The organism is Corynebacterium sp. ACRPF (assembly GCF_022347395.1).
Taxonomy (GTDB): Bacteria; Actinomycetota; Actinomycetes; order Mycobacteriales; family Mycobacteriaceae; genus Corynebacterium; species Corynebacterium tuberculostearicum_D.
Map to the genome: position 1 here is coordinate 1 of NZ_JAKRNB010000004.1, position 19,248 is coordinate 19,248.

Consider the following 19,248-nt stretch of genomic DNA (forward strand, 5'->3'; position numbering starts at 1 on the left):
GGGGCATCGAGGATGATTTTTACTCATCCCCTCATCGTGAACCTAGGTGCCTAGCACACCGGCATGCCTTTGGCGGTATTTCATGGTCGAAGCTGGAATATCCCTCTGGATAAGTGAAATAGTACTAATAACAGCACGCCAGACCAGCTAGCCGTACAACCTCACCAACACATCCTGTCGTTTAGGCCGCATAGTCGCCCTAAGATGGTCATCATGAAAAAGCTGCTTTCCACCCTAGTCGCCGTCATTCTCATTGCCGCCGTGGCTGCCGCCGCGGTGTTCATTTGGCAGGTGCGGGAACCGGTGGAGGTGGAGACCGAATCGAGTAATACCAAGGTCATCAAGGCCGTGGAGCGTGAAGAGCAGGTGGTGCTCGTCTCGCTGGGTATCGAGGGCCTATCGGAGGAATCCGCCAACAGCAAGCTGTGGAATTGGCAGGTCCCGGGCAGCGAGCGCACCCAGTACATCAAGTACTCCTACCGCGCGAAGCTCGGCATCGAAGGTTCGCAGGTTCAGGTGGAAGAAGAATCCCCGCACCACTTCCGCGTGCAGATCCCAGAGTTCATTTTCATCGGGCACTCGGATGAGAATTTCGAAACCGCGGTGGAGGACAACGGCGCGTTGAGCTGGATTACCCCGGATATCGATAAGGCGGAAACCATCACCAAAATCCTCAATGAGGATAAAAAGAAAGAGGACATCGCGGATAATCGCGATGTCCTCCAATCCCAGGCCAAGCAGTTCTACACCGGCATTATTTCCGGAGTGGACCCAGAGGCCGAGGTGGACTTTTCTTTTCGCTAACTAGTCCACCTCGGTGAACTTGCGGTCCCACGAGGAGCGGACCGGGTTGGCATCGGCCAGCAGGATATCGAAGCGGTCGTTGGCAATTTCTACGATTTCGCCCAGTGCGGTGCGGTACTCCTGCTCCGGGGAGTTGGCTAGGCGGCGCACGCCGGCATCAATGACGCGGTCGACGGTGTCATTGGTATCCAAATAGGCCACAAACGGCATATCAAAGCGCTCGCGGTAGGCGGCGGAAAGCTCGGTGATGCGCTCGGTCTGCACATCATCCAGGTCGGTTAGGCCCAGGGAGCCGCGGTCGGCGGAGATGGTGGCGGCCTCGTCGGCGTCGGCAAGCAGCAGCTCATCCATGGCCGGATAATCGTGGATGAGGGCGGCGCGGCGGGAATCATCCGCGGTCAGCACGGCCACCTGAATGGCCGCGCGCAGCTCATTAACATCGCCGAAGGGCCGCGACTCCCACGCCAGCTCCAGCGGCCAGGTCTCGTTATTAAACAGCGGGCGTAGCGCCGAGACGAATTCCTCGCGGGAGGCGCCATTGAGCTGCTGCAAGCTCACGCTCTTGCCGACGGCCCGAGACACCTGCGTTCCCTGCTTGCCCCCTGTATGGAAGAACAAAAGGTTGAGCACGATGGCGGTAATGGCGCCGATGGACATGCCAGAAGAGACGAAGGTTTGTGCCCACTCCGGGAAGGCGGTGGCGATATCCGGCTTGAAGGTCACCAGCATGGCCAAGCCCAGCGCGGAGGTGACGATGACGGAGTTGCGGCCATCAGAAAGATCGGATTTGGCGATGGTCTGCAGACCCACCCACGCCACGTTGGCGAAAAGTGCCAGAGACGCGCCGCCGAGAACCGGGGAGGGGATGGAGGCCACGACCGCGCCGGCCTTGGGCAGAATGCCCAGCACCATCATGAACCCGGCGGCGGCAACGGCCACCCAGCGCGACTTCACGCTGGTCAGGCGCACCAGGCCAACGTTTTGGGCAAAGCAGGTATAGGGGAAGGAGTTCATCACGCCGCCCACCAGGGTGGACAGACCATCGGCGCGAATGGCACGCACGACGTCATCGCGGCGGATGCGCTTTTTTACAATCTCGCCGGTGGCAAAGACGTCACCGGTGGTCTCCACCATGGTGATGATCATGACGATGATGAGCGAGAAAATAGCTACTAGGTCAAACTTCGGCATACCGAAGTAGAACGGGGTAGTAATGCCGAGGGCGGGGGCGGAGGAGACCTCGTCAAAGGAGGCGTCGCCAAGCACGAGCGCCACGCCAGTGCCTAAGACTAGGCCGATGAGCACGGCCAGGGTGCCCAGGAATCCCGAGGAAAAACGCTGCACCAAGATGATGACCGCGAGCGTGCCAAAGCCATAGAGCAAGTCGCGGGTGGCCGGCACGCCCTCGGCGTAATTGACAAAGTCATTGGCCGATACCCCCAACAGTGACGTACCCATAACCAGCAGGACCGAACCGGTGACCACCGGCGGGAAGAAGCGCAGCACCTTGCCAAAGACCGGCGCCGCAAAGAAGGTAAAAAGGCCGGCGACAATAATGGCGCCATAGATGGTAGGCAGCGAGGCCACCCCACCCGCGCCGTCGGTCGCGCCCAGGCCAATGGCAATAATCGGGGAGACGGCCGTTGTAGTCACGCCCTGCACGATGGGCAGGCGCACGCCAATGCGCTTGCCGACGCCCAGGGACTGAATGATCGTCGCAATGCCACAGGTCAACAGATCCGCATTAATGAGGTGGATGGTGGTTTCCGCATCCAGATTGAGCGAGCCGGCAATGAGCAGCGGGACGATGACTGCGCCGGCATAAAACGCCAGCACATGTTGTAAACCCAAGGCGGCTAGTTTGGGGGCGGGTGGGACGATATCTACTGGATGCTTGGGCTGGGAAGCCACGAAGTCCTCCTTTGTGCGGAAGCGAAGCTGAACGGGATTAACAGTAGAGGTTCGTGCAGGTAGCGACCAAAATCTAGCGGTGATGAGGAACACGTTCGGGGCTAGTTCACCCCCGATAAAAGACGTACGTGCGTTCTGCATGAAACCACTAACCAGCTAAACAACACGACCGGTTTATTACTTGGCTTTCAAACGTTTGCGAGACTTGTTATTACCAGGCAATTGGTCAACAATTGAGGCCAGAGGGGCTTGGTGCTGTGGCTCGAAGAAAGCGGCATTTATCCCCTGCTAGAAATTCGCCCGAAAGAAGGGAATTATGACTACCGCAACGCAGCCTCAACAGTTTGAAGCTTGGAAGGGATTTGAGTCCGGTCCATGGACCGAGGGCATCAACGTCCGCGACTTCATCCAGCGCAACTACACGCCGTACGACAGCGACTCCAGCTTCCTGGCAGGCCCGACCGAGAAGACCAAGCGCGTCTGGGACACCCTGGAAAAGAAGTACCTGTCCGTCGAGCGCAAGCAGCGCGTCTACGACGTTGACACCCACACCCCGACCGACATCGACGCCTTCCCGGCCGGCTACATCTCAGAGGACGACGACGTTATCGTCGGTCTGCAGACTGATACCCCGCTGAAGCGCGCCATGATGCCGTTCGGTGGCTGGCGCATGGTCAAGCAGGCTATCGGCGAAGCGGGTAAGGAAGTAGACCCTGAGGTGGAGAAGATCTTCACCCGTTACCGCAAGACCCACAACGATGCGGTCTTCGATATCTACACCCCGCGCATCCGCGCTGCTCGTTCATCACACATCATCACCGGCCTGCCGGATGCTTACGGCCGTGGCCGCATCATCGGCGACTACCGCCGTGTTGCACTTTATGGTGTGGATTACCTGATCGAGGAAAAGCAGGCTTCCCGCGATTCCGTCGCAGATGCTGGCTTCTCTGAGCACTGGGCACGCTTCCGCGAGGAGCACTCCGAGCAGATCAAGGCCCTGAAGAAGCTCAAGAAGATGGCCGAGTCCTACGGCTTCGACATCTCCCAGCCGGCCAAGACCGCTCACGAGGCAGTGCAGTGGACCTACTTCGGCTACCTGGCTTCCATTAAGTCCCAGGATGGCGCCGCAATGTCCATCGGCCGCCTGTCCGCCTTCTTCGATTGCTACTTCGAGCGCGACCTCGCCGCTGGCATCATCACCGAGGAAGACGCCCAGGAGATCATTGACTCCCTGGTTCTCAAGCTGCGTATCGTTCGCTTCCTGCGCACCATCGACTACGACCAGATCTTCTCTGGCGACCCATACTGGGCAACCTGGTCCGACGCTGGCTTTGGCAACGACGGCCGCCACATGGTCACCAAGACCTCCTTCCGTCTGCTGCAGACCCTGGTGAACCTTGGCCCATCACCTGAGCCGAACATCACCATCTTCTGGGATCCGAAGCTGCCAGAGGGCTACAAGGAATTCTGCGCCCACATCTCCATTGAGACCTCCTCCATCCAGTACGAGTCTGACCGCCAGATTCGTGAGCAGTGGGGCGATGACGCCGCAATTGCTTGCTGTGTCTCCCCGATGGAAGTTGGCAAGCAGATGCAGTTCTTCGGCGCTCGTGTGAACGCCGCAAAGGCTCTGCTCTACGCCATCAACGGTGGCCGCGATGAGGTATCCGGCAAGCAGGTTGTCGAAGGCTACGAGCCCATCAAGGGCGACGGCCCGCTGGACTTCGACGAGGTCTGGCAGAAGTACGAGGAGATGCTGGACTGGGTTGTTGGCACCTACGTTGAGGCCCTAAACATCATCCACTACTCCCACGACAAGTACGCCTACGAGGCAGTCGAGATGGCGCTGCACGATTCCAATATCGTCCGCTCCATGGGCTGCGGCATCGCCGGCCTGTCCATCGTCGCCGACTCCCTGGCTGCTATCAAGTACGCTAAGGTCACCCCGGTACGCGACGAGACCGGCCTGATTACGGACTACATCACCGAAGGTGAGTTCCCGTTCTACGGCAACGATGACGACCGCGCCGATGATATCGCCGCTACCATTGTCCACACCGTGATGGAAAAGATTAAGGCCATCCCGATGTACCGCAATGCCATCCCAACCCAGTCCGTGCTGACCATTACCTCGAACGTGGTCTACGGCAAGGCAACAGGCGCCTTCCCGTCGGGCCACAAGGCCGGCACGCCGTTCTCCCCAGGCGCTAACCCTGAAAACGGTGCTGACAGCCACGGCATGGTTGCTTCCATGCTGTCCGTCGGCAAGCTGGATTACAAGGACGCCTTGGACGGCATCTCGCTGACCAACACCATTACTCCTTCCGGATTGGGCCGCACCCCAGAAGAGCGCATCAATAACTTGGTGGGCGTTCTGGATGCCGGCTTCATCATGGAGAAGTAAAAACCACCAACCCTCAACCATCTCGAAAAGGAGAAAATCATGGCAACCCCAACTTTCGAAGACCGCATGTCAGCAATGAAGGCAAACCGCGATGCACACCAGATGAACTCTGGTCTGTACCACGCAAACATCAACGTGCTGGACAAGTCCACCCTCGAGGACGCCGTTGAGCACCCAGAGAAGTACCCGAACCTCACCGTTCGCGTCTCTGGCTACGCTGTCAACTTTGTCAAGCTGACCAAGGAGCAGCAGCTCGACGTTATCTCCCGCACCTTCCACCAGGGTTCCTAATCATGGCAGATGGCGTTACTGGTGTCGTTACCCTCTCTCCTGAAGAAGGAGAGCGAGTCCGCGGCGCGGCCGCGGGCCTGGGAAATGACGCTCAATTCGATGACATTACCCGCCCCGAACTCATGGAGGCGCGCCGTACCGGCGATATTGCCCTCGTGCACTCTTGGGAGCTCGTGACCGCCGTCGATGGCCCGGGTACCCGCATGACGATGTTCATGTCCGGCTGCCCACTGCGCTGCCAGTACTGCCATAACCCAGACACCTGGGAGATGAAGACCGGCACGCTGGAGCGGGTCGAGGATGTGGTCAAGCGCATTAAGCGTTATAAGCCAATCTTCAACGCTTCCGGTGGCGGTCTCACCATCTCCGGTGGTGAACCCCTCTTCCAACTTTCTTTCACGCGCCGCGTGCTCAAGGAAGTTCACGATGCGGGCATTCACACCACCATCGATACTGCCGGTTACCTCGGTGCGCGTTTGCGTGACGAGGACCTGGACAATATCGACCTCGTGCTTCTCGACGTCAAGTCGGGCGACGAGGAAACCTATCGCAAGGTCACTCAGCGCGAACTCCAGCCCACGCTGGACTTCGGCGACAGGCTGAACAAGATGGGCAAGCCGGTGTGGATCCGCTTCGTGGTGGTGCCAGACCTCACGGACTCGCCAGAGAACGTGGAAAATGTGGCCAATATCGTGGCGCGTTGGAAATCCAACGTTGAGCGCGTTGAGGTCTTGCCTTTCCACAATATGGGCAAGGACAAGTGGGATAGCTTGGGCATGAACTACCAGCTAGCTGACACGAAGCCACCAAAGCCGGAGGATGTGGAGAAAATCCGCGACGTCTTCCGCTCGAAGGGCTTGGAAGTCTACTAGCCTGGGAGGACATGACCTCCTATCGCCGCTTCGGCCACACAATTAAAGAGCACCACCTAGAAGTCCCGTGGGATTATTCCAATCCCCACGGGACTTTTGGGCTCTACGCCCGCGAAATTATCCCGCCCGGCGGCGAGAGCCTGCCCGCATTGCTCTACCTGCAGGGCGGTCCCGGTTTCCCGGCGCCGCGGCCGCTGGCGCCTACGGGGCTGATTGGCAAGGCGCTAGAGCGCTACCGCGTTATCCTCATGGATCAAGCGTGGCACCGGCCGCTCGCACCGCATTGATACGCTTAGCCCGGCCGCAGAGCGCACCGCCAAGCACCTGGCGTTGCTGCGCCAGGACAATATCGTCCGCGATGCCGAGCGCCTGCGCGAGCACCTCGGACTCGAGAAATGGTCCCTGTTCGGCCAATCCTTCGGCGGCTTTTGTATCACCGCCTACCTTTCCCAGGCGCCCGAGCGCGTCGAGCATGCCTTCTTCACCGGCGGTATCCCCACGCTGAAGGGCGCGGACGATCTTTACCGCGCTACCTTCAGCAAACTCAAGGCCCGCCAGCAGCGTTTCTACCGCGAATTCCCGTGGGCACAGGGCCGTATCGAGGAGATCATTTCCCACCTGGACAATTCAGATGAGCGGCTTCCTACCGGCGAGCGCCTGTCCGCGCTGCGCTTTCGTACCATCGGCATCGAGCTCGGCCGCGGCACCGGCTTTGATTCGCTGGCCTATCTGCTGGAAGAGCCCTTCCGCACCGTGGCGGGGGAGAAGCGGTTGCGGGGTGATTTCCTGGCGGACGTCGGCCAGCGCGTGAGCTTTGTGGACGCCCCGTTGTACGCCGCAATCCATGAGTCGATTTATGGCGGCGCCGGTGGCCAGGCCGCTACGAACTGGGCGGCGCACCGGGTGCGCGAGGAATTTCCGGAGTTTGCAGGGGCCGGCACCTGGCTGACCGGGGAGCACATTTTCCCCTGGCAGTTCGACGAGGACCCGGCCTTGCACGCGTTTGCCGACGCCGCCCATGGCCTCGCCCGCCACGAATTCTCCCCGCCCTACGCGTTGGGCGAGGTGCCGACCACGGCCGCGGCCATCTACGTCGATGATATTTTCGTCCCTCTCGAGGAGTCCTTGGCTACGGCCGCGCACCTGGGAGACCTGCGGCCGTGGATTAACAATGAATTCCAGCACAACGGCATCCGCGAGGATGGTGCGACCATCTTGGGGAAGCTCTTTTCGCTTATCGACGATCACTAGCATTTCGCTATTTCCTATGCGAAAATATTAGTGATCATCACGACATTTAGGGAGATTCAATGATTGCCACCATAGTAATAGTTTTTATCCTGCTGATTATCTTGGGAACGCTTTTCGATGGCTATTTCATCGTTCGCACTCGCGAAGCTGCCATTTTGGAGCGTTTGGGCAAATTCCAAAAGGTGGCGCATGCTGGCCTGCACTTTAAGATGCCGTGGGTGGACCGTGTACGCGATAAGATTTCGCTGCAGGTGCGCCAGCTGGATGTGATGGTGGAGACCAAGACGAAGGACAATGTCTTCGTCCAAATCCCTGTTGCCGTGCAGTACGAGGTAGTCCAGGGGCGCGAGCGCGAGGCGTACTACATGCTCTCCAATCACGAGCAGCAGATTGTGGCCTACGTCCAGGACAATGTTCGTTCCTCCGTAGCGAATATGAACCTAGATGATTCCTTCTCCTCCAAGGACACCATCGCCCGCAATGTTGCGGCCTCCCTGCGCGACAACATGGCCGAGTATGGCTGGAATTTTGTCAACACCTTGGTCACCGATATTCGCCCCGATTCCCGGGTGCGCGAGTCCATGAACTCCATTAACGCGGCGCAGCGCGAGCGCGAGGCGGCCGTCGCCCAGGCGGAGGCTGAAAAGATCCGCGTGGTCAAGGAAGCTGAGGGTGCAGCCGAGGCGAAGAAGCTGCAGGGCCGCGGCGTCGCCGACCAGCGTAAGGAAATCGTCGAGGGCATTGCCCAGCAGTACGAGATGCTTCGCGACGCCGGCGTGGAAGAATCCCCCGAAGCCCTCATGCTGGTCTCCCAGTACCTCGACGCAATGGTCGACGTCTCCCACAACGGCCAGGCGTCCGTTCTTTACATGCCCTCTAACCCGCAGGGGATGGGCGATCTTTTCAGCGGTATGCGCGATGTCCTCATGGCCAATCGCGCCCTCGACTCTGCCGAGGAGCCGTCGCAGCGCCGTCGCCCGCAGCCTAAGAAGCCTTCCCGCGCTGAAGAAATCGAGCGCGAATCTAAGCGACAGGCCGAACGCGCCAAGCGCGAAGCCATCGCCGCTTCCCAGCACGCTGAGCAGCAACGCTCCGAGCACCAGCAGGCAGAGCCGCAGCCGCAGCAGGGCCCGCACTCCACTGCGCAGCCCCAGGCTGCCCGCGAGTACTTCCAGCAGCTGCGCGAGCAACTGAAAAACGAGGAGTAGCCCTGAGCATCGATAACCTCTTTGATGCCTATACCGCGCAGCGTGGCATAACCCGCCGCGCGGAGGTGATACCTGATCACGAGTGTCAGATTTTCTCCACTGACACCCAAGCTACCTCAGGAGCCGATACCTTAGACGCCGCCCGACACCTCGTCCACGACGTCCTTTCGGCCGACCAAGAGCATGAGTCCCAGTGCGACGGGGACGATTCCGACAATAAGTAGGTAGTTCCGCTCCGCATCTGCCGAGGAAGGGTCATAGAGCGTCGATAGTGTTCCCGCCAGCGAGGTGCCGATGGCCATGGTGAGAAAGTACAGTGCTGAAAAGCGCGTCGCGTAGGCCCGTGGTGCGTGCGCGGCCGATGCCGCCATGCCCACTGGTCCGATGAATAGCTCGCCGAGCGACATCAAGAAGATGGTCAAGGCCAAAGCCGCGAACGGCGTTGAGTTTTCTCCGCCCCCGACGAACGGCAACAGCACAAACATTCCGGAACCAGCCACCATGATGCCTACGGCCATTAATAGACGTCGCGAGCGAGCCCATCGGGCCATGCCAGCAGCCAATGGGAGGGACAACACCAAGATGAACAGGGGGTTGAGCGATTGCGTCCACGCCGCTGGAATCTCAAATCCGCCTACCATGCGGTTTACACGCTGATCCGAGTACACGGCTAGCACGCCGTAAATCTGCGGTTGGAGGGTCCAATAGGCCGTAGAGCAGAAAAACAGCGGAATATATGCCACGACCTTCCGCCGCTCCGGCGCGCTGACCCGCGGCGACCGCAGCATGCTGGCGAAGAGAGCGAGGGCGGCCGTGATCGTGGTAAGGAGCAAAAGCATGGCCAGCTTATCTGGCGAGACAGTCACCGCAACGACGACGCCGCCCACGACGGCCGCCAACGCTATCGCCGCGGCCCTGCCCGGTGTGGTGGTGGGGTTGGGCGGCCGCGAATCGAATTCCGCAACTACCCGCCGGCGCAGCGTGCCGTAGAGGGCGCACCCGCAACACATGAGGATCGCGGCCGCGAGGAAGCCAGCGTGGTAACCGTATTCTTGTGCCAGCCAGCCAGTAAGCATCGGCCCGAGTAGGGCGCCGATATTAATCCCTAGATAAAAGATCTGGAAGGCGCCATCTCGTGCGCCGGCCGCGGGAGGAAAAGCCGCACCCAGAATGGTGATTGCTGCTGTCTTGAGCAGGCCTGAGCCCAGTGCAAGCGGCAAAAGCCCGGCTACGAGACCTGCCGCGCCAGGCACCAAGGACAACGAAAAGTGCCCGCAAATGAGCAGAACCGCGCCGGCAAGGAGCGTGCGTTCGGCGCCCAAGAGCCGGTCGCTGACCCACCCGCCGACGAACGTGCACAGATAGAGCAGGCTACCGTATGCGCCGACAAGCGCGGTGGCCTGTGCTTGGTCCATGCCGGGCCCGCCGGAGGTGGAATAGAGGTAGTAGGCGAGGATGGCTTGCATGCCGTAGAAGCTAAAGCGCTCCCACATTTCAATTCCGGCGACTGCTGGTAAAGCCGCCGGTAGACGCCGGATTGAACGCTGTTTAATAATTGTCATAAAAGCACTATAACGGCCGAAAGTCTGTGATAGACCTAAAATCATGGATATTTCAGCGGAGGATATTGCCGCTCTCGATGCGCGACACATTTGGCACCCCTACGCCGAGCCAGGCGAGCCAACGCTTGTGGTGGACTCGGCCACCGGCGTCCATCTAACGCTTGCGGATGGCACCACGCTTATCGACGCCATGTCTTCCTGGTGGGCCGCCGCCCACGGCCACGGACACCCGCGACTCAAGGCAGCAGCGGCCGCACAAATCGAGCGAATGAGCCACGTCATGTTCGGCGGGCTCACCCACGAACCTGCCGCGCGGCTTACCCGCAACCTCATGGAACTGACCCGGGGTGATTTCGAACAGGTCTTTTATTCGGACTCCGGATCTGTATCGGTAGAAGTAGCCATCAAAATGGCGCTACAGTACGCCCGTGGCCTAGGGCACCCCGAGCGCACCAAGATGCTGACGTGGCGATCGGGGTATCACGGCGATACCTTCGCGGCGATGAGCGTGTGCGATCCTGAAGGCGGCATGCACTCGATGTGGACTGGCACCTTAGCGCGCCAGATTTTCGCCCCAGCGCCGCCTACCCGCGGAGCTAGCCCGGCCGAGCGCGCAACCTATCTGCACGAGCTGGAAGCGTGCATCACTGAGGAGGTCGCGGCCCTAGTCATTGAACCTGTAGTCCAAGGTGCGGGAGGCATGCGCTTTCATGACCACGAGCTGGTGCGCGGGGCCCGGGATATCTGTGACCGCCACGGTATCGTGCTCATCGCCGACGAAATCGCCACCGGATTCGGCCGAACTGGCGACCTTTTTGCTACCCAAGCAGCCGGCGTCGTGCCGGATATTATGTGCGTTGGCAAGGCGATGACCGGTGGGTTTATGACCATGGCCGCCACGCTCGCTACCGCGAAGGTGTCCGAGAGAATGCGCCCGCGCGCGTTGATGCATGGGCCGACGTTTATGGCTAATCCGCTCGCTTGCGCCGTGTCGGCCGAGGCGACTGCGCTCATTGTGGAAGGGCACTGGCGCGAGCAGGTAGCGGGCATCGAAAAGCAGCTGCAGCGCGGGCTTGCAGACCTAGCCGAGGAGCCGTGGGTAGCGGATGTGCGCGTGCTTGGTGCCATCGGCGTGGTGGAAATGGAACGCGAAGTAAATATGGCCGCTGCGACGGCCGCGGCCGTGGAACAGGGCGTGTGGTTGCGCCCGTTCGGCCGACTGATTTATATCATGCCGCCGTTTATCAGCACCGCCGACGAAGTAACCCAGATGTGCCGCGGCGTGCGCGCCGCGGTAGCAGGAGGACGACAGTGATTATTTACGTGACGGGGACGAACACGGACGTCGGCAAGACGGTGGCCACGGCCGCGCTCGCCAGTGCCTTCAAGCAGCGCGGCCGTGAGGTTGTCTACGCTAAGCCACTGCAGACGGGGGAGCCGGAGGGGAAGGGGGATGCGGTGACCGTCGGCAAGCTGGCAGGCGTGGAGGTCACCGAGATGGTGCGCTTCCCGGAGCCGCTGGCGCCAAACCTTTCTGCGCGCCGGGCCGGCATGGACCAACCCGGCCTGCAGGAACTCAAGGAGTGGATTGCCGCCCTTGACGCGCCCGGCCGCGTGGTGCTTGTTGAAGGCGCCGGCGGGCTGCTCGTGCGTCTGACGGACGCCTATACGCTTGCCGACGTCGCCGATAGGCTCCTCATCGTCACCTCCCTCAGCCTAGGAAGCCTCAACGCGGCCGAGCTGACTGTGCGCGAGGCGCAACGCCACGGAATCGAGGTGCTCGGGCTGATTGGTGGCTCGCTGCCGGCCGATCCGGATTTAGCTACCCGACTGAACCTCGAGGAGATGCCGCAGGTGACCGGCTGCCCGCTGTGGGGCAGCCTGCCGGAGGGCATGGCCCGCATGACGCCCGCCGAATTCGCGCGGGTAGCCGCCGAAGTCTACGCGGACTTTTTAGAGCACGCCGAGTAGCGCTACCTCGCAGAGGCAGCGCTAACGAATCCAGCGGACCTTGCCATTGACACGGGCAAGGCGCCCGCGCAGCGGCGGGGCATTTGGATCATCTTGGTTGACCCCGTTGTGGTAGGGGCAGCACACCGTCAGGTTCTCCATATTGGTCAACCCGCCGTGCTTCCACGCTTTGAGGTGATGGATCTGGGCCTTGTCTGCCGGATGGTTGCACGGCGGCCACGGGCAGGTGGGATTTTCGGCCGCGGCCATCTGCCGCTGTTTCTCGGTGGCGTAGCGCGATGTGCGATACAGGTTGACTGGACCCTTGACGGGGTGGATAAGCGTGGCGAGGCCGTGTTCGGTGAAGGTGCGCTCGACGAGTTCGGCGCCGGAAATGGTGGCGCCATTGCTAAGGCGCAGCGTGACTTCCTCGCCGTCGCCGTCCAGGATTTGGTCTAGAGCGTTGAGCGGGATGATGACGTTGGTGGTGGTGCGCGCGGAAGGCGCGCCGGTGCCGCGAAGGAGGTCGCGGAGGGAATCGAGGGGGCGGTCGGGGTCGAGCGCGGCGTCGAATTCAGCAAGGAAGGCCGAGGGTGCGGTAATCCGCATGGTCCACGGTCCGTTAGGGCGGCGAAGGAGTTGGACGCCTTCGCGGGGTGGCATGCGGCGCGGGCGAAGTTCGCGCAGGCGCTGCTTGGCGCGGCGGGCAATTTCAGAAGCCGGCCCACGCAGGCGGCACAGCTCCACGCGCAGGTTCCACGCCTCACGCTTAGTACGCACCCGGGAGACGTACTTTTCAATCAGCTTGAGCGTTATGAGGTCGTGGTGGCGGGCGGCCGCGGCTGCGTGGCGTTGCTTGCGGCTAAAGCCGGTCGGTCCGAAGTAGACCGCGGCCAGCGCGCGGAGGTCGCGGGCCTCGACGTCAGGTAAGCCCAGCTCGAGAAGGGCGCGCTCAGACATGCCGTGGGCCTCGGCGAGGATGTCCATCGCCGAGGCTATGTGGGTGGCATAGGCCTTAAGTGCGCTCATGGCTGCAACTTTAAGCAGAGCCGGCGGGTGAGCCGAGGCGAAGACGTCCGCAGCTGTGGATAACTTGTTTAAGCGTCAACTGCCCCAGTGGGCTGCAATGGCAAATAGATACGAAACGAGCATGCGCTTAATCTCTACGACCACGGCATCAAAGCCACTGGGGTCGCCCGCAGTTGCGTAATTGAGCTGCGAGACCACGCTGTGGATAAGGAAGCCGGCCAGGTCAATGCGTTCGTCATCGCTCATGGACGGCGCGAGTGGGGAGAGGATTTCTGACAAGGGGCAAAGCAGCTGACGCTCGGTATCTGCGGCCGTCGCGCGGGTGGCGGGGGTGGATTGCACGGCATGCCACACGGCGCGCCGGGAGGGATCGTCGCGCCACATGCGCGCCAGGTGATCGATGGTTTCATCCAGCACATCGGGCCACTGCACGTCCGGGGCACGGCGGGAGAAGCGCTCGATTTCGGCCCGGCTGGCGGCCGTGTCTTGGCGGTCGAGCTCGCAGACAAGCACGTATTTATTGGCAAAGAACTGATACAGCGTGCCGATGGGCACCCCGGCGCGGTGGGCGACCTCGTCGACGGTGAAGGATTCAAAGCCGACGTCGACAAGCACGGCGCGGGCGGCCTGCAGAATGCGCTCGAAGCGCTCGCGACTGCGCGCCTGCGCTGGCCGACGCCGCGGTAGCAGAATCTCTCCCACGCGCTAGCTAAGTCCCTTCATCACGCGGGCGACGTGGCCGGTGGCCTTGACGTTGTAGTGCGTCTGGCCGATGGTGCCATCCGGCTCGACCAGGAAGGTGGAGCGGATAACGCCCTGGACGACCTTGCCGTAGTTCTTCTTTTCCCCAAACGCGCCGTAGGCGGTCATGACAGACTTATCCGGATCCGACAGCAGCGGGAAGTTCAGCTCGTGGTCCGCGCGGAACTTCGCCAGCGCCTCCGGCTTATCTGGCGAGATGCCTACGACGGCAATATTGAGATCATTGAGCTGTTCCAGGGAATCGCGGAAATCGCAGGCTTCCTTGGTGCAGCCCGGGGTATTGGCGAGGGGGTAGAAGTAGACAAGTACGCGCTGGCCTGCGTAATCGGCGAGGGAAACGGTGTTTCCGGCGTCGTCGGCAAGCGCAAAAGCAGGGGCGGTATCTCCAACATTCAAACGGTTTTCAGTCATGGTTTCCACCTTACTTACCGCCCGGGCTGCACGCTTTTGGGGCGGCGGGGTAGAATGACCCCGTTAAGAGCGAACCTAAGTTAAGAGGAGAACTTCGTGGCACGCAATATTGAAGACATTCAGCGCGATATCGAGCGCACCCGCCGCCAGCTGGCCGGCACCTTGGACGAGCTGGCACAGCGCAGCAAGCCGCAGAACTTTGCCAACGAGGCTAAGACCGCGGCCACCGATAAGCTGCAGGACCGCAACGTGCAGATGGCCCTGGGTGGCGTCGGCGCCGCTGTGGTTGGCCTGATTGCTTTCTCGGTCTTCCGCTCTCGCCGCCGCAAGAGCGACCTGAAGGAGCTGCAGCGCCTGCTGTCCGAGCGCCACTAATTGTGAAGTCCCCGCACACCGCGGGGACTTTTTCGTAGGCTGGGTTGGGATGAAGACACCAATCCCTTTTTATTTGCAGGAAATCCTCACCAAGGTGCGCGATAATCGCGACGGCGCCGTGGCGGACTATATTCCGGAGCTGGCTAAGGCGGAGCCTGAATATCTCGGCGCCGCGATGTGCACCACCACCGGCCACGTTTATTCTGCGGGCGATGATGAGGTGGAATTTACCCTTCAGTCCTTGTCCAAGCCTTTTGTTTATGCGCTGGCTCTCCAGGAGCTTGGTCTTTCCGCGGTGCGCGAGATTGTGGGTATGGAGCCTTCGGGCGAGGCCTTCAACGAGCTTTCGCTCAACCGAGATGACCATCGGCCGGTCAACCCGATGATTAATGCGGGCGCGATTGCGGTCACGCAGCTGATTAATGGCGTGGATTCGGAGCCTGCCGCGCGCGTGGAGCGCCTGCGCACCTATTTTTCGCGGCTGGCGGGGCGCGATTTGCTTATCGACGACGCCATGCGTTCCTCCGAGCTGGAAGTCAGCGAACGCAACCTCTCGCTGGCGCACATGTTGCGCAACTACGACATCATCCAGGACGAGGCGCACGATGCGGTGTCGACCTATATTGAGCAGTGCTCGATTGTGGTGACGGTGCGGGATTTGGCCGTGATGTCGGCAACGTTGGCGAATGGTGGCGTGCAGCCGGTGACGGGGGACAAGATTCTCGATGCGGACGTGTGCCGGTTGACGCTATCGGTAATGAGCTCGGCTGGCATGTACGACGGCGCCGGCCGATGGATGGCCGAGGTGGGTATCCCGGCGAAGTCGGGTGTTTCGGGCGGCCTGCTGGGCACGCTGCCGGGCCAGCTGGGCGTGGCGACATTCTCGCCGCGACTGAACAAGGAAGGCAACTCGGTGCGCGGGGTGGATGCGTTCAAGCTGTTGTCGAAGGACATGGGCCTGCACCTGATGTCTACGGACGAGCGCTATGGCGTGAACCCGGTGCGCAAGGTGGAGCAGGACGCGGAGCTGACCGTGATCTACCTGCAGGGCCTGATCAACTTCAACGCGGCCGAGACTATCTTGTACGAGTTGATGGAGTCGGATTTTGGCGAGGGCACGGTGGTGCTCGAGCTATCGCATATTACGGGCACGAACCGCATGGGCCGACGCATGCTGAAGGAGGGGCTGCGCCGAATTCGCGAGTCTGGCTTCGATATTGCCATCGTGGATCCGGATGGGGAGCTGGAAGATCGCACCATGTCGGACGGCACCGAGGTGCCCAAGGGAGAGCCGGAAGACTACACGATCAACGGTGAACCCGTTTAGGTTTGGGTTACCTTACTTAGTCAGGTTAGGATGTCCTATGTAAGGCTCCTCGCGGCTGCCGCGAGGGCATCCAACAACCAAGGACTAAAAATGGCTCATACCCCCTTCAAGGTGATGGCGGTTGTGGCGGCGTCGGCAACCGCGCTCGTCGGCTGCGGCGCGGCTGAGGAAGTAGCTGGCGGCTCCAGCGGCGATGCTGAGTTCTCCTTCACCGATATCACCGGCCGTGATGTGGAACTGGATAAGGCTCCCGATCGCGTGATTTTGGGGGAGGGTCGATCGATTTTTGCCACCGGCGTGCTCAATACCGATAATCCGCTGGATAAGGTCGTCGGCATTGGCACGGACTTGAAGCAAAACGTGCCGGATTACTACAACGCGCTGGAAAAGGAGCTGCCCTCCGTTAACGAGGTTCCGGAGATTGGCGGCTTCACCAAAGGCGATGTCACCGTGGAGAAGCTTGTGAGCTTGGATCCGGATCTCATCGTGCTGTCGCTGGATCAATACGATGCCTCCCGCGAAGCGGGCCTGACCGACAAGATGGAGCAGGCCGGCCTGCAGTACGCGGTGACCGACTTCCGCCGCGACCCGCTGGAGAATACGCCTAAGACCATGGACATCTTCGGCGAAATCTTCGGCCAAGAGGACCGCGCGGAGGAATTCAACGCGGATTGGCAAAAGACCGTGGACTTGGTGGAGGAACGCGCGGAGAAGGTTAAGGATAAGCCGCGGACCTTCGTCTGGCGTGCGGCCGGCGTTTCCGATTGCTGCGGTTCGTGGAACGATTCCAATATCTCCCAGCTGGTCAACGCGGCCGGCGGCGAGAATATTGCCGATGAAATCATCCCGGGCGAGTCCGGCACAATCACCCCGGAAAAGGTCCTAGAAGCCGACCCGGACATGATCATTGCTACCGGTGGCGATTGGTCCGATATGAAGGACGATGAGGGTCACCCAGTCGGCTATGCGGCCGTCGGTTATGGCATCGATGAAAAGGAAGCCAAGGGTAGCGTGGCTAAGCTGCCGGGCAAGCAGGCCGGCTTCGATAAGCTGCGTGCGGTCAAGGAACACCACTTCCACAGCATGTGGCACCAGTTCTATGATTCGCCGTTTAATTACCTGGCGCTGCTGCAGGTGGCCGAGTGGGTTGATCCGGAGGCGTACGCCGATACGGACGTCGCCAAGCAGTGGATGGACGCGCAAGAAAAGTACTCGCCGGTCTCTGGCGAGGGAACCTTCTTTAGCACCAACTAATGGAGGGTGCAGAGGTAGCCGCTCTAGCGCGGCAGCATAAGAAGTTAACGTGGCAACGCATCGGTATTGTGGCGGGCCTGACGCTGATTGCGGCCGTGGCCTTTATTATCAGCAACTTTGTGGGCGCGATTGATATCAGCCCGGCCGAGGTCATGAAGGGCATCGTGAATCCCGCGGGGCTGGATGACCAGACGCGCACGGTGCTGTGGCAGCTGCGCCTGCCTATGGCCGTGATGGCCGTGCTCATCGGCATGGCCCTGTCTTTGGCCGGCGCGGAAATGCAGACCATCCTCAATAATCCGCTGGCCGAGCCTTTTACGCTCGGCATTTCCGCGGCCGCCGCATTTGGTGGCGCGACCTCCATCGTGCTCAAGTGGCAGCTGATTGCGCAGCCGCAGTTTAATCTGGCGCTGGTGGCATGGCTCGCGGCCGCAGTGGCGACAACCATCATCGTGGTCGCGGCCGTTATCCGCGGCGCGAAGGCGGAGACTATGGTGCTGTTGGGCATCGGCTTGGTGTTCTTCTTCCAGGCCATGCTGGCGCTTATCCAGTACCAGTCCTCGGCCGAGGCGCTGCAGCAGATTGTCTTTTGGTCCATGGGCTCTCTTACCCGCGCCAATTGGGCGGCCAACGGCGTGCTGGCGGCCGTGCTGATTATCGCCCTGCCTATTTTGTGGGCGCTGGGCTGGCGCCTTACTGCCTTGCGGCTTGGCGACGCCCGCGCTACCGCCATGGGCATCAATACCTCCCGCCTGCGCGTTGTGGTGCTCATCGTGGTTTCGCTCGTTGCGGCGACCACCGTGGCCTTCGCCGGCATCATCGGCTTCATTGGCTTGGTAGGCCCGCACATCGCCCGCATGTTGGTGGGCGAGGACCAGCGCTACTTCTTGCCGGCCTCCATGGCGGCGGGCGCGGCCGTGATGTGTGCCGCGCATGCGGTGAGCCTGATGATTAAGCCGGGCCTGGCTATTCCCATTGGCATCGTTACCTCGCTTCTGGGCGTGCCATTCTTCATTGCCATCGTTATGACCCGAAGGAGGGCACTGTGGACGTAGAACTGACTATTTCCGGGCTGAGTGCGGCCTATGGCAAGCACCGCGTGCTGGAGTCCGTGGATGTGGAAAAACTCCACGGCGGGCAGTTGGTGGGCCTGTTGGGGCCGAATGCCTCCGGCAAGACCACGCTTATCAAGTCCTTGGCCGGCGTGCACCGCGGCTGCGATGGTGAGGTGGATTTCCGCGTCGATGGCACGGCACCGCGCGGCAAGCGTCGCCGGCAGCTCATCGGCTACGTGCCGCAGGATCTCACGAGCACGGCCGCGCTGCGCGCTTTTGAGGCCGTGCTGATTTCTGCGCGCCGTGAGGCCTGCGAGGACCCGATTACGCGCACCGGTGAGGTGCTGCACTCGCTGGGGCTGGATGCGATTGCCTCGCGCTACCTCAATGAGCTTTCCGGCGGCCAGCGCCAGCTGGTGGCGGTGGCGCAGATGTTGGTGGGTAACCCAGGCCTGATGCTTCTCGACGAACCTACGTCCGCCCTCGACCTGCACCACCAGATCTTTGTATTGGATGAGGTGCGTGCGAAGGCGAAGCGCGACGGCAGCCTAGGCCTAGTGGCCATCCACGACATCAACCTGGCTGCGCGCATGTGCGACCAGCTGGTGGTGCTTAAGAAGGGCCATATTCGCGCTCAGGGCGCGCCGTCGGACGTTCTCACGGGGGAGCTCGTGGAAGGCGTGTATGGGGTAGAGGCGGACGTCGTCCAGCATGGCGGCGCTCCGCTCATTGCCCCGCTGCGGGTAAGATAACAAAAAGGCCGGGCGATTGCCCGGCCTAAT

General features: G+C 61.2%; 15 protein-coding genes and 2 pseudogenes. 12 read left to right on the forward strand and 5 right to left on the reverse strand.

Going from position 1 to position 19,248, the window contains the following annotated elements:
* The first annotated feature begins 213 nt into the window (after positions 1-213).
* Positions 214-804, forward strand: a complete 591-nt coding sequence (locus tag MHX61_RS02515) for a hypothetical protein (RefSeq protein ID WP_239192218.1) — start codon at positions 214-216, stop codon at positions 802-804.
* Here MHX61_RS02515 and MHX61_RS02520 read toward each other — a convergent pair whose 3' ends face one another.
* A complete protein-coding gene (locus MHX61_RS02520; protein ID WP_239192221.1) occupies positions 805-2,715 on the reverse strand; it encodes a solute carrier family 23 protein in 1,911 nt (636 codons plus the stop codon). It abuts the gene before it with no gap.
* 316 nt (positions 2,716-3,031) lie between these two features.
* Here MHX61_RS02520 and pflB point away from each other — a divergent pair.
* The 4 genes and pseudogenes from pflB to MHX61_RS02540 all read left to right on the forward strand — a co-directional run bounded on the left by pflB (position 3,032) and on the right by MHX61_RS02540 (position 8,741).
* A pseudogene (pflB, locus tag MHX61_RS02525) lies at positions 3,032-5,410 on the forward strand (formate C-acetyltransferase).
* A gap of 2 nt (positions 5,411-5,412) precedes the next feature.
* A complete protein-coding gene (pflA, locus tag MHX61_RS02530) occupies positions 5,413-6,282 on the forward strand; it encodes a pyruvate formate-lyase-activating protein (RefSeq protein ID WP_239192224.1) in 870 nt (289 codons plus the stop codon).
* 11 nt (positions 6,283-6,293) lie between these two features.
* A pseudogene (locus tag MHX61_RS02535) lies at positions 6,294-7,533 on the forward strand (alpha/beta fold hydrolase).
* 59 nt (positions 7,534-7,592) lie between these two features.
* On the forward strand, positions 7,593-8,741 hold the full coding sequence (locus tag MHX61_RS02540) for an SPFH domain-containing protein (RefSeq protein ID WP_239192227.1): 1,149 nt from the start codon (positions 7,593-7,595) through the stop codon (positions 8,739-8,741).
* Positions 8,742-8,872: 131 nt separating this feature from the next.
* Here the strand turns inward: MHX61_RS02540 and MHX61_RS02545 are convergent, their stop codons facing one another.
* Positions 8,873-10,303 carry a peptide MFS transporter gene (locus tag MHX61_RS02545; protein ID WP_239192244.1) on the reverse strand — a complete coding sequence of 477 codons (1,431 nt, stop codon included), beginning with the start codon at positions 10,301-10,303 and terminating at the stop codon, positions 8,873-8,875.
* A 43-nt stretch (positions 10,304-10,346) separates the two neighbouring features.
* Here MHX61_RS02545 and MHX61_RS02550 point away from each other — a divergent pair, with 43 nt between their 5' ends.
* Both MHX61_RS02550 and bioD read left to right on the forward strand, forming a co-directional pair.
* Positions 10,347-11,618, forward strand: a complete 1,272-nt coding sequence (locus tag MHX61_RS02550) for an adenosylmethionine--8-amino-7-oxononanoate transaminase (RefSeq protein ID WP_239192246.1) — start codon at positions 10,347-10,349, stop codon at positions 11,616-11,618.
* Complete coding sequence (gene bioD, locus MHX61_RS02555) at positions 11,615-12,274, forward strand: dethiobiotin synthase (protein ID WP_239192248.1); 660 nt, start codon at positions 11,615-11,617, stop codon at positions 12,272-12,274. Before MHX61_RS02550 ends, bioD begins: the two co-directional genes overlap by 4 nt.
* Positions 12,275-12,295: 21 nt before the next feature.
* Here bioD and MHX61_RS02560 read toward each other — a convergent pair whose 3' ends face one another.
* From MHX61_RS02560 to bcp, 3 genes are all read right to left on the reverse strand, one after another.
* Complete coding sequence (locus MHX61_RS02560) at positions 12,296-13,282, reverse strand: HNH endonuclease signature motif containing protein (RefSeq protein WP_239192250.1); 987 nt, start codon at positions 13,280-13,282, stop codon at positions 12,296-12,298.
* Between the two features lie 75 nt (positions 13,283-13,357).
* Positions 13,358-13,984, reverse strand: a complete 627-nt coding sequence (locus MHX61_RS02565; RefSeq protein ID WP_239192252.1) for a TetR family transcriptional regulator — start codon at positions 13,982-13,984, stop codon at positions 13,358-13,360.
* Positions 13,985-13,987: 3 nt separating this feature from the next.
* Complete coding sequence (gene bcp, locus MHX61_RS02570) at positions 13,988-14,455, reverse strand: thioredoxin-dependent thiol peroxidase (protein ID WP_239192254.1); 468 nt, start codon at positions 14,453-14,455, stop codon at positions 13,988-13,990.
* Positions 14,456-14,551: 96 nt separating this feature from the next.
* Here bcp and MHX61_RS02575 point away from each other — a divergent pair, with 96 nt between their 5' ends.
* The 5 genes from MHX61_RS02575 (at position 14,552) to MHX61_RS02595 (ending at position 19,218) form a co-directional block, all read left to right on the forward strand.
* Positions 14,552-14,830 carry a DUF3618 domain-containing protein gene (locus MHX61_RS02575; RefSeq protein WP_005323988.1) on the forward strand — a complete coding sequence of 93 codons (279 nt, stop codon included), beginning with the start codon at positions 14,552-14,554 and terminating at the stop codon, positions 14,828-14,830.
* A gap of 49 nt (positions 14,831-14,879) precedes the next feature.
* On the forward strand, positions 14,880-16,157 hold the full coding sequence (locus MHX61_RS02580) for a glutaminase (protein WP_204611101.1): 1,278 nt from the start codon (positions 14,880-14,882) through the stop codon (positions 16,155-16,157).
* A 90-nt stretch (positions 16,158-16,247) separates the two neighbouring features.
* Positions 16,248-17,411 carry an ABC transporter substrate-binding protein gene (locus MHX61_RS02585; RefSeq protein WP_239192257.1) on the forward strand — a complete coding sequence of 388 codons (1,164 nt, stop codon included), beginning with the start codon at positions 16,248-16,250 and terminating at the stop codon, positions 17,409-17,411.
* Entirely contained in the window at positions 17,411-18,466 is a 1,056-nt protein-coding gene (locus tag MHX61_RS02590; protein ID WP_239192260.1) for an iron ABC transporter permease, read from the forward strand. The genes MHX61_RS02585 and MHX61_RS02590 overlap by 1 nt, the downstream gene beginning before the upstream one ends.
* Positions 18,457-19,218, forward strand: a complete 762-nt coding sequence (locus MHX61_RS02595) for an ABC transporter ATP-binding protein (protein WP_204611104.1) — start codon at positions 18,457-18,459, stop codon at positions 19,216-19,218. The genes MHX61_RS02590 and MHX61_RS02595 overlap by 10 nt, the downstream gene beginning before the upstream one ends.
* The last annotated feature ends 30 nt before the right edge of the window (positions 19,219-19,248 follow it).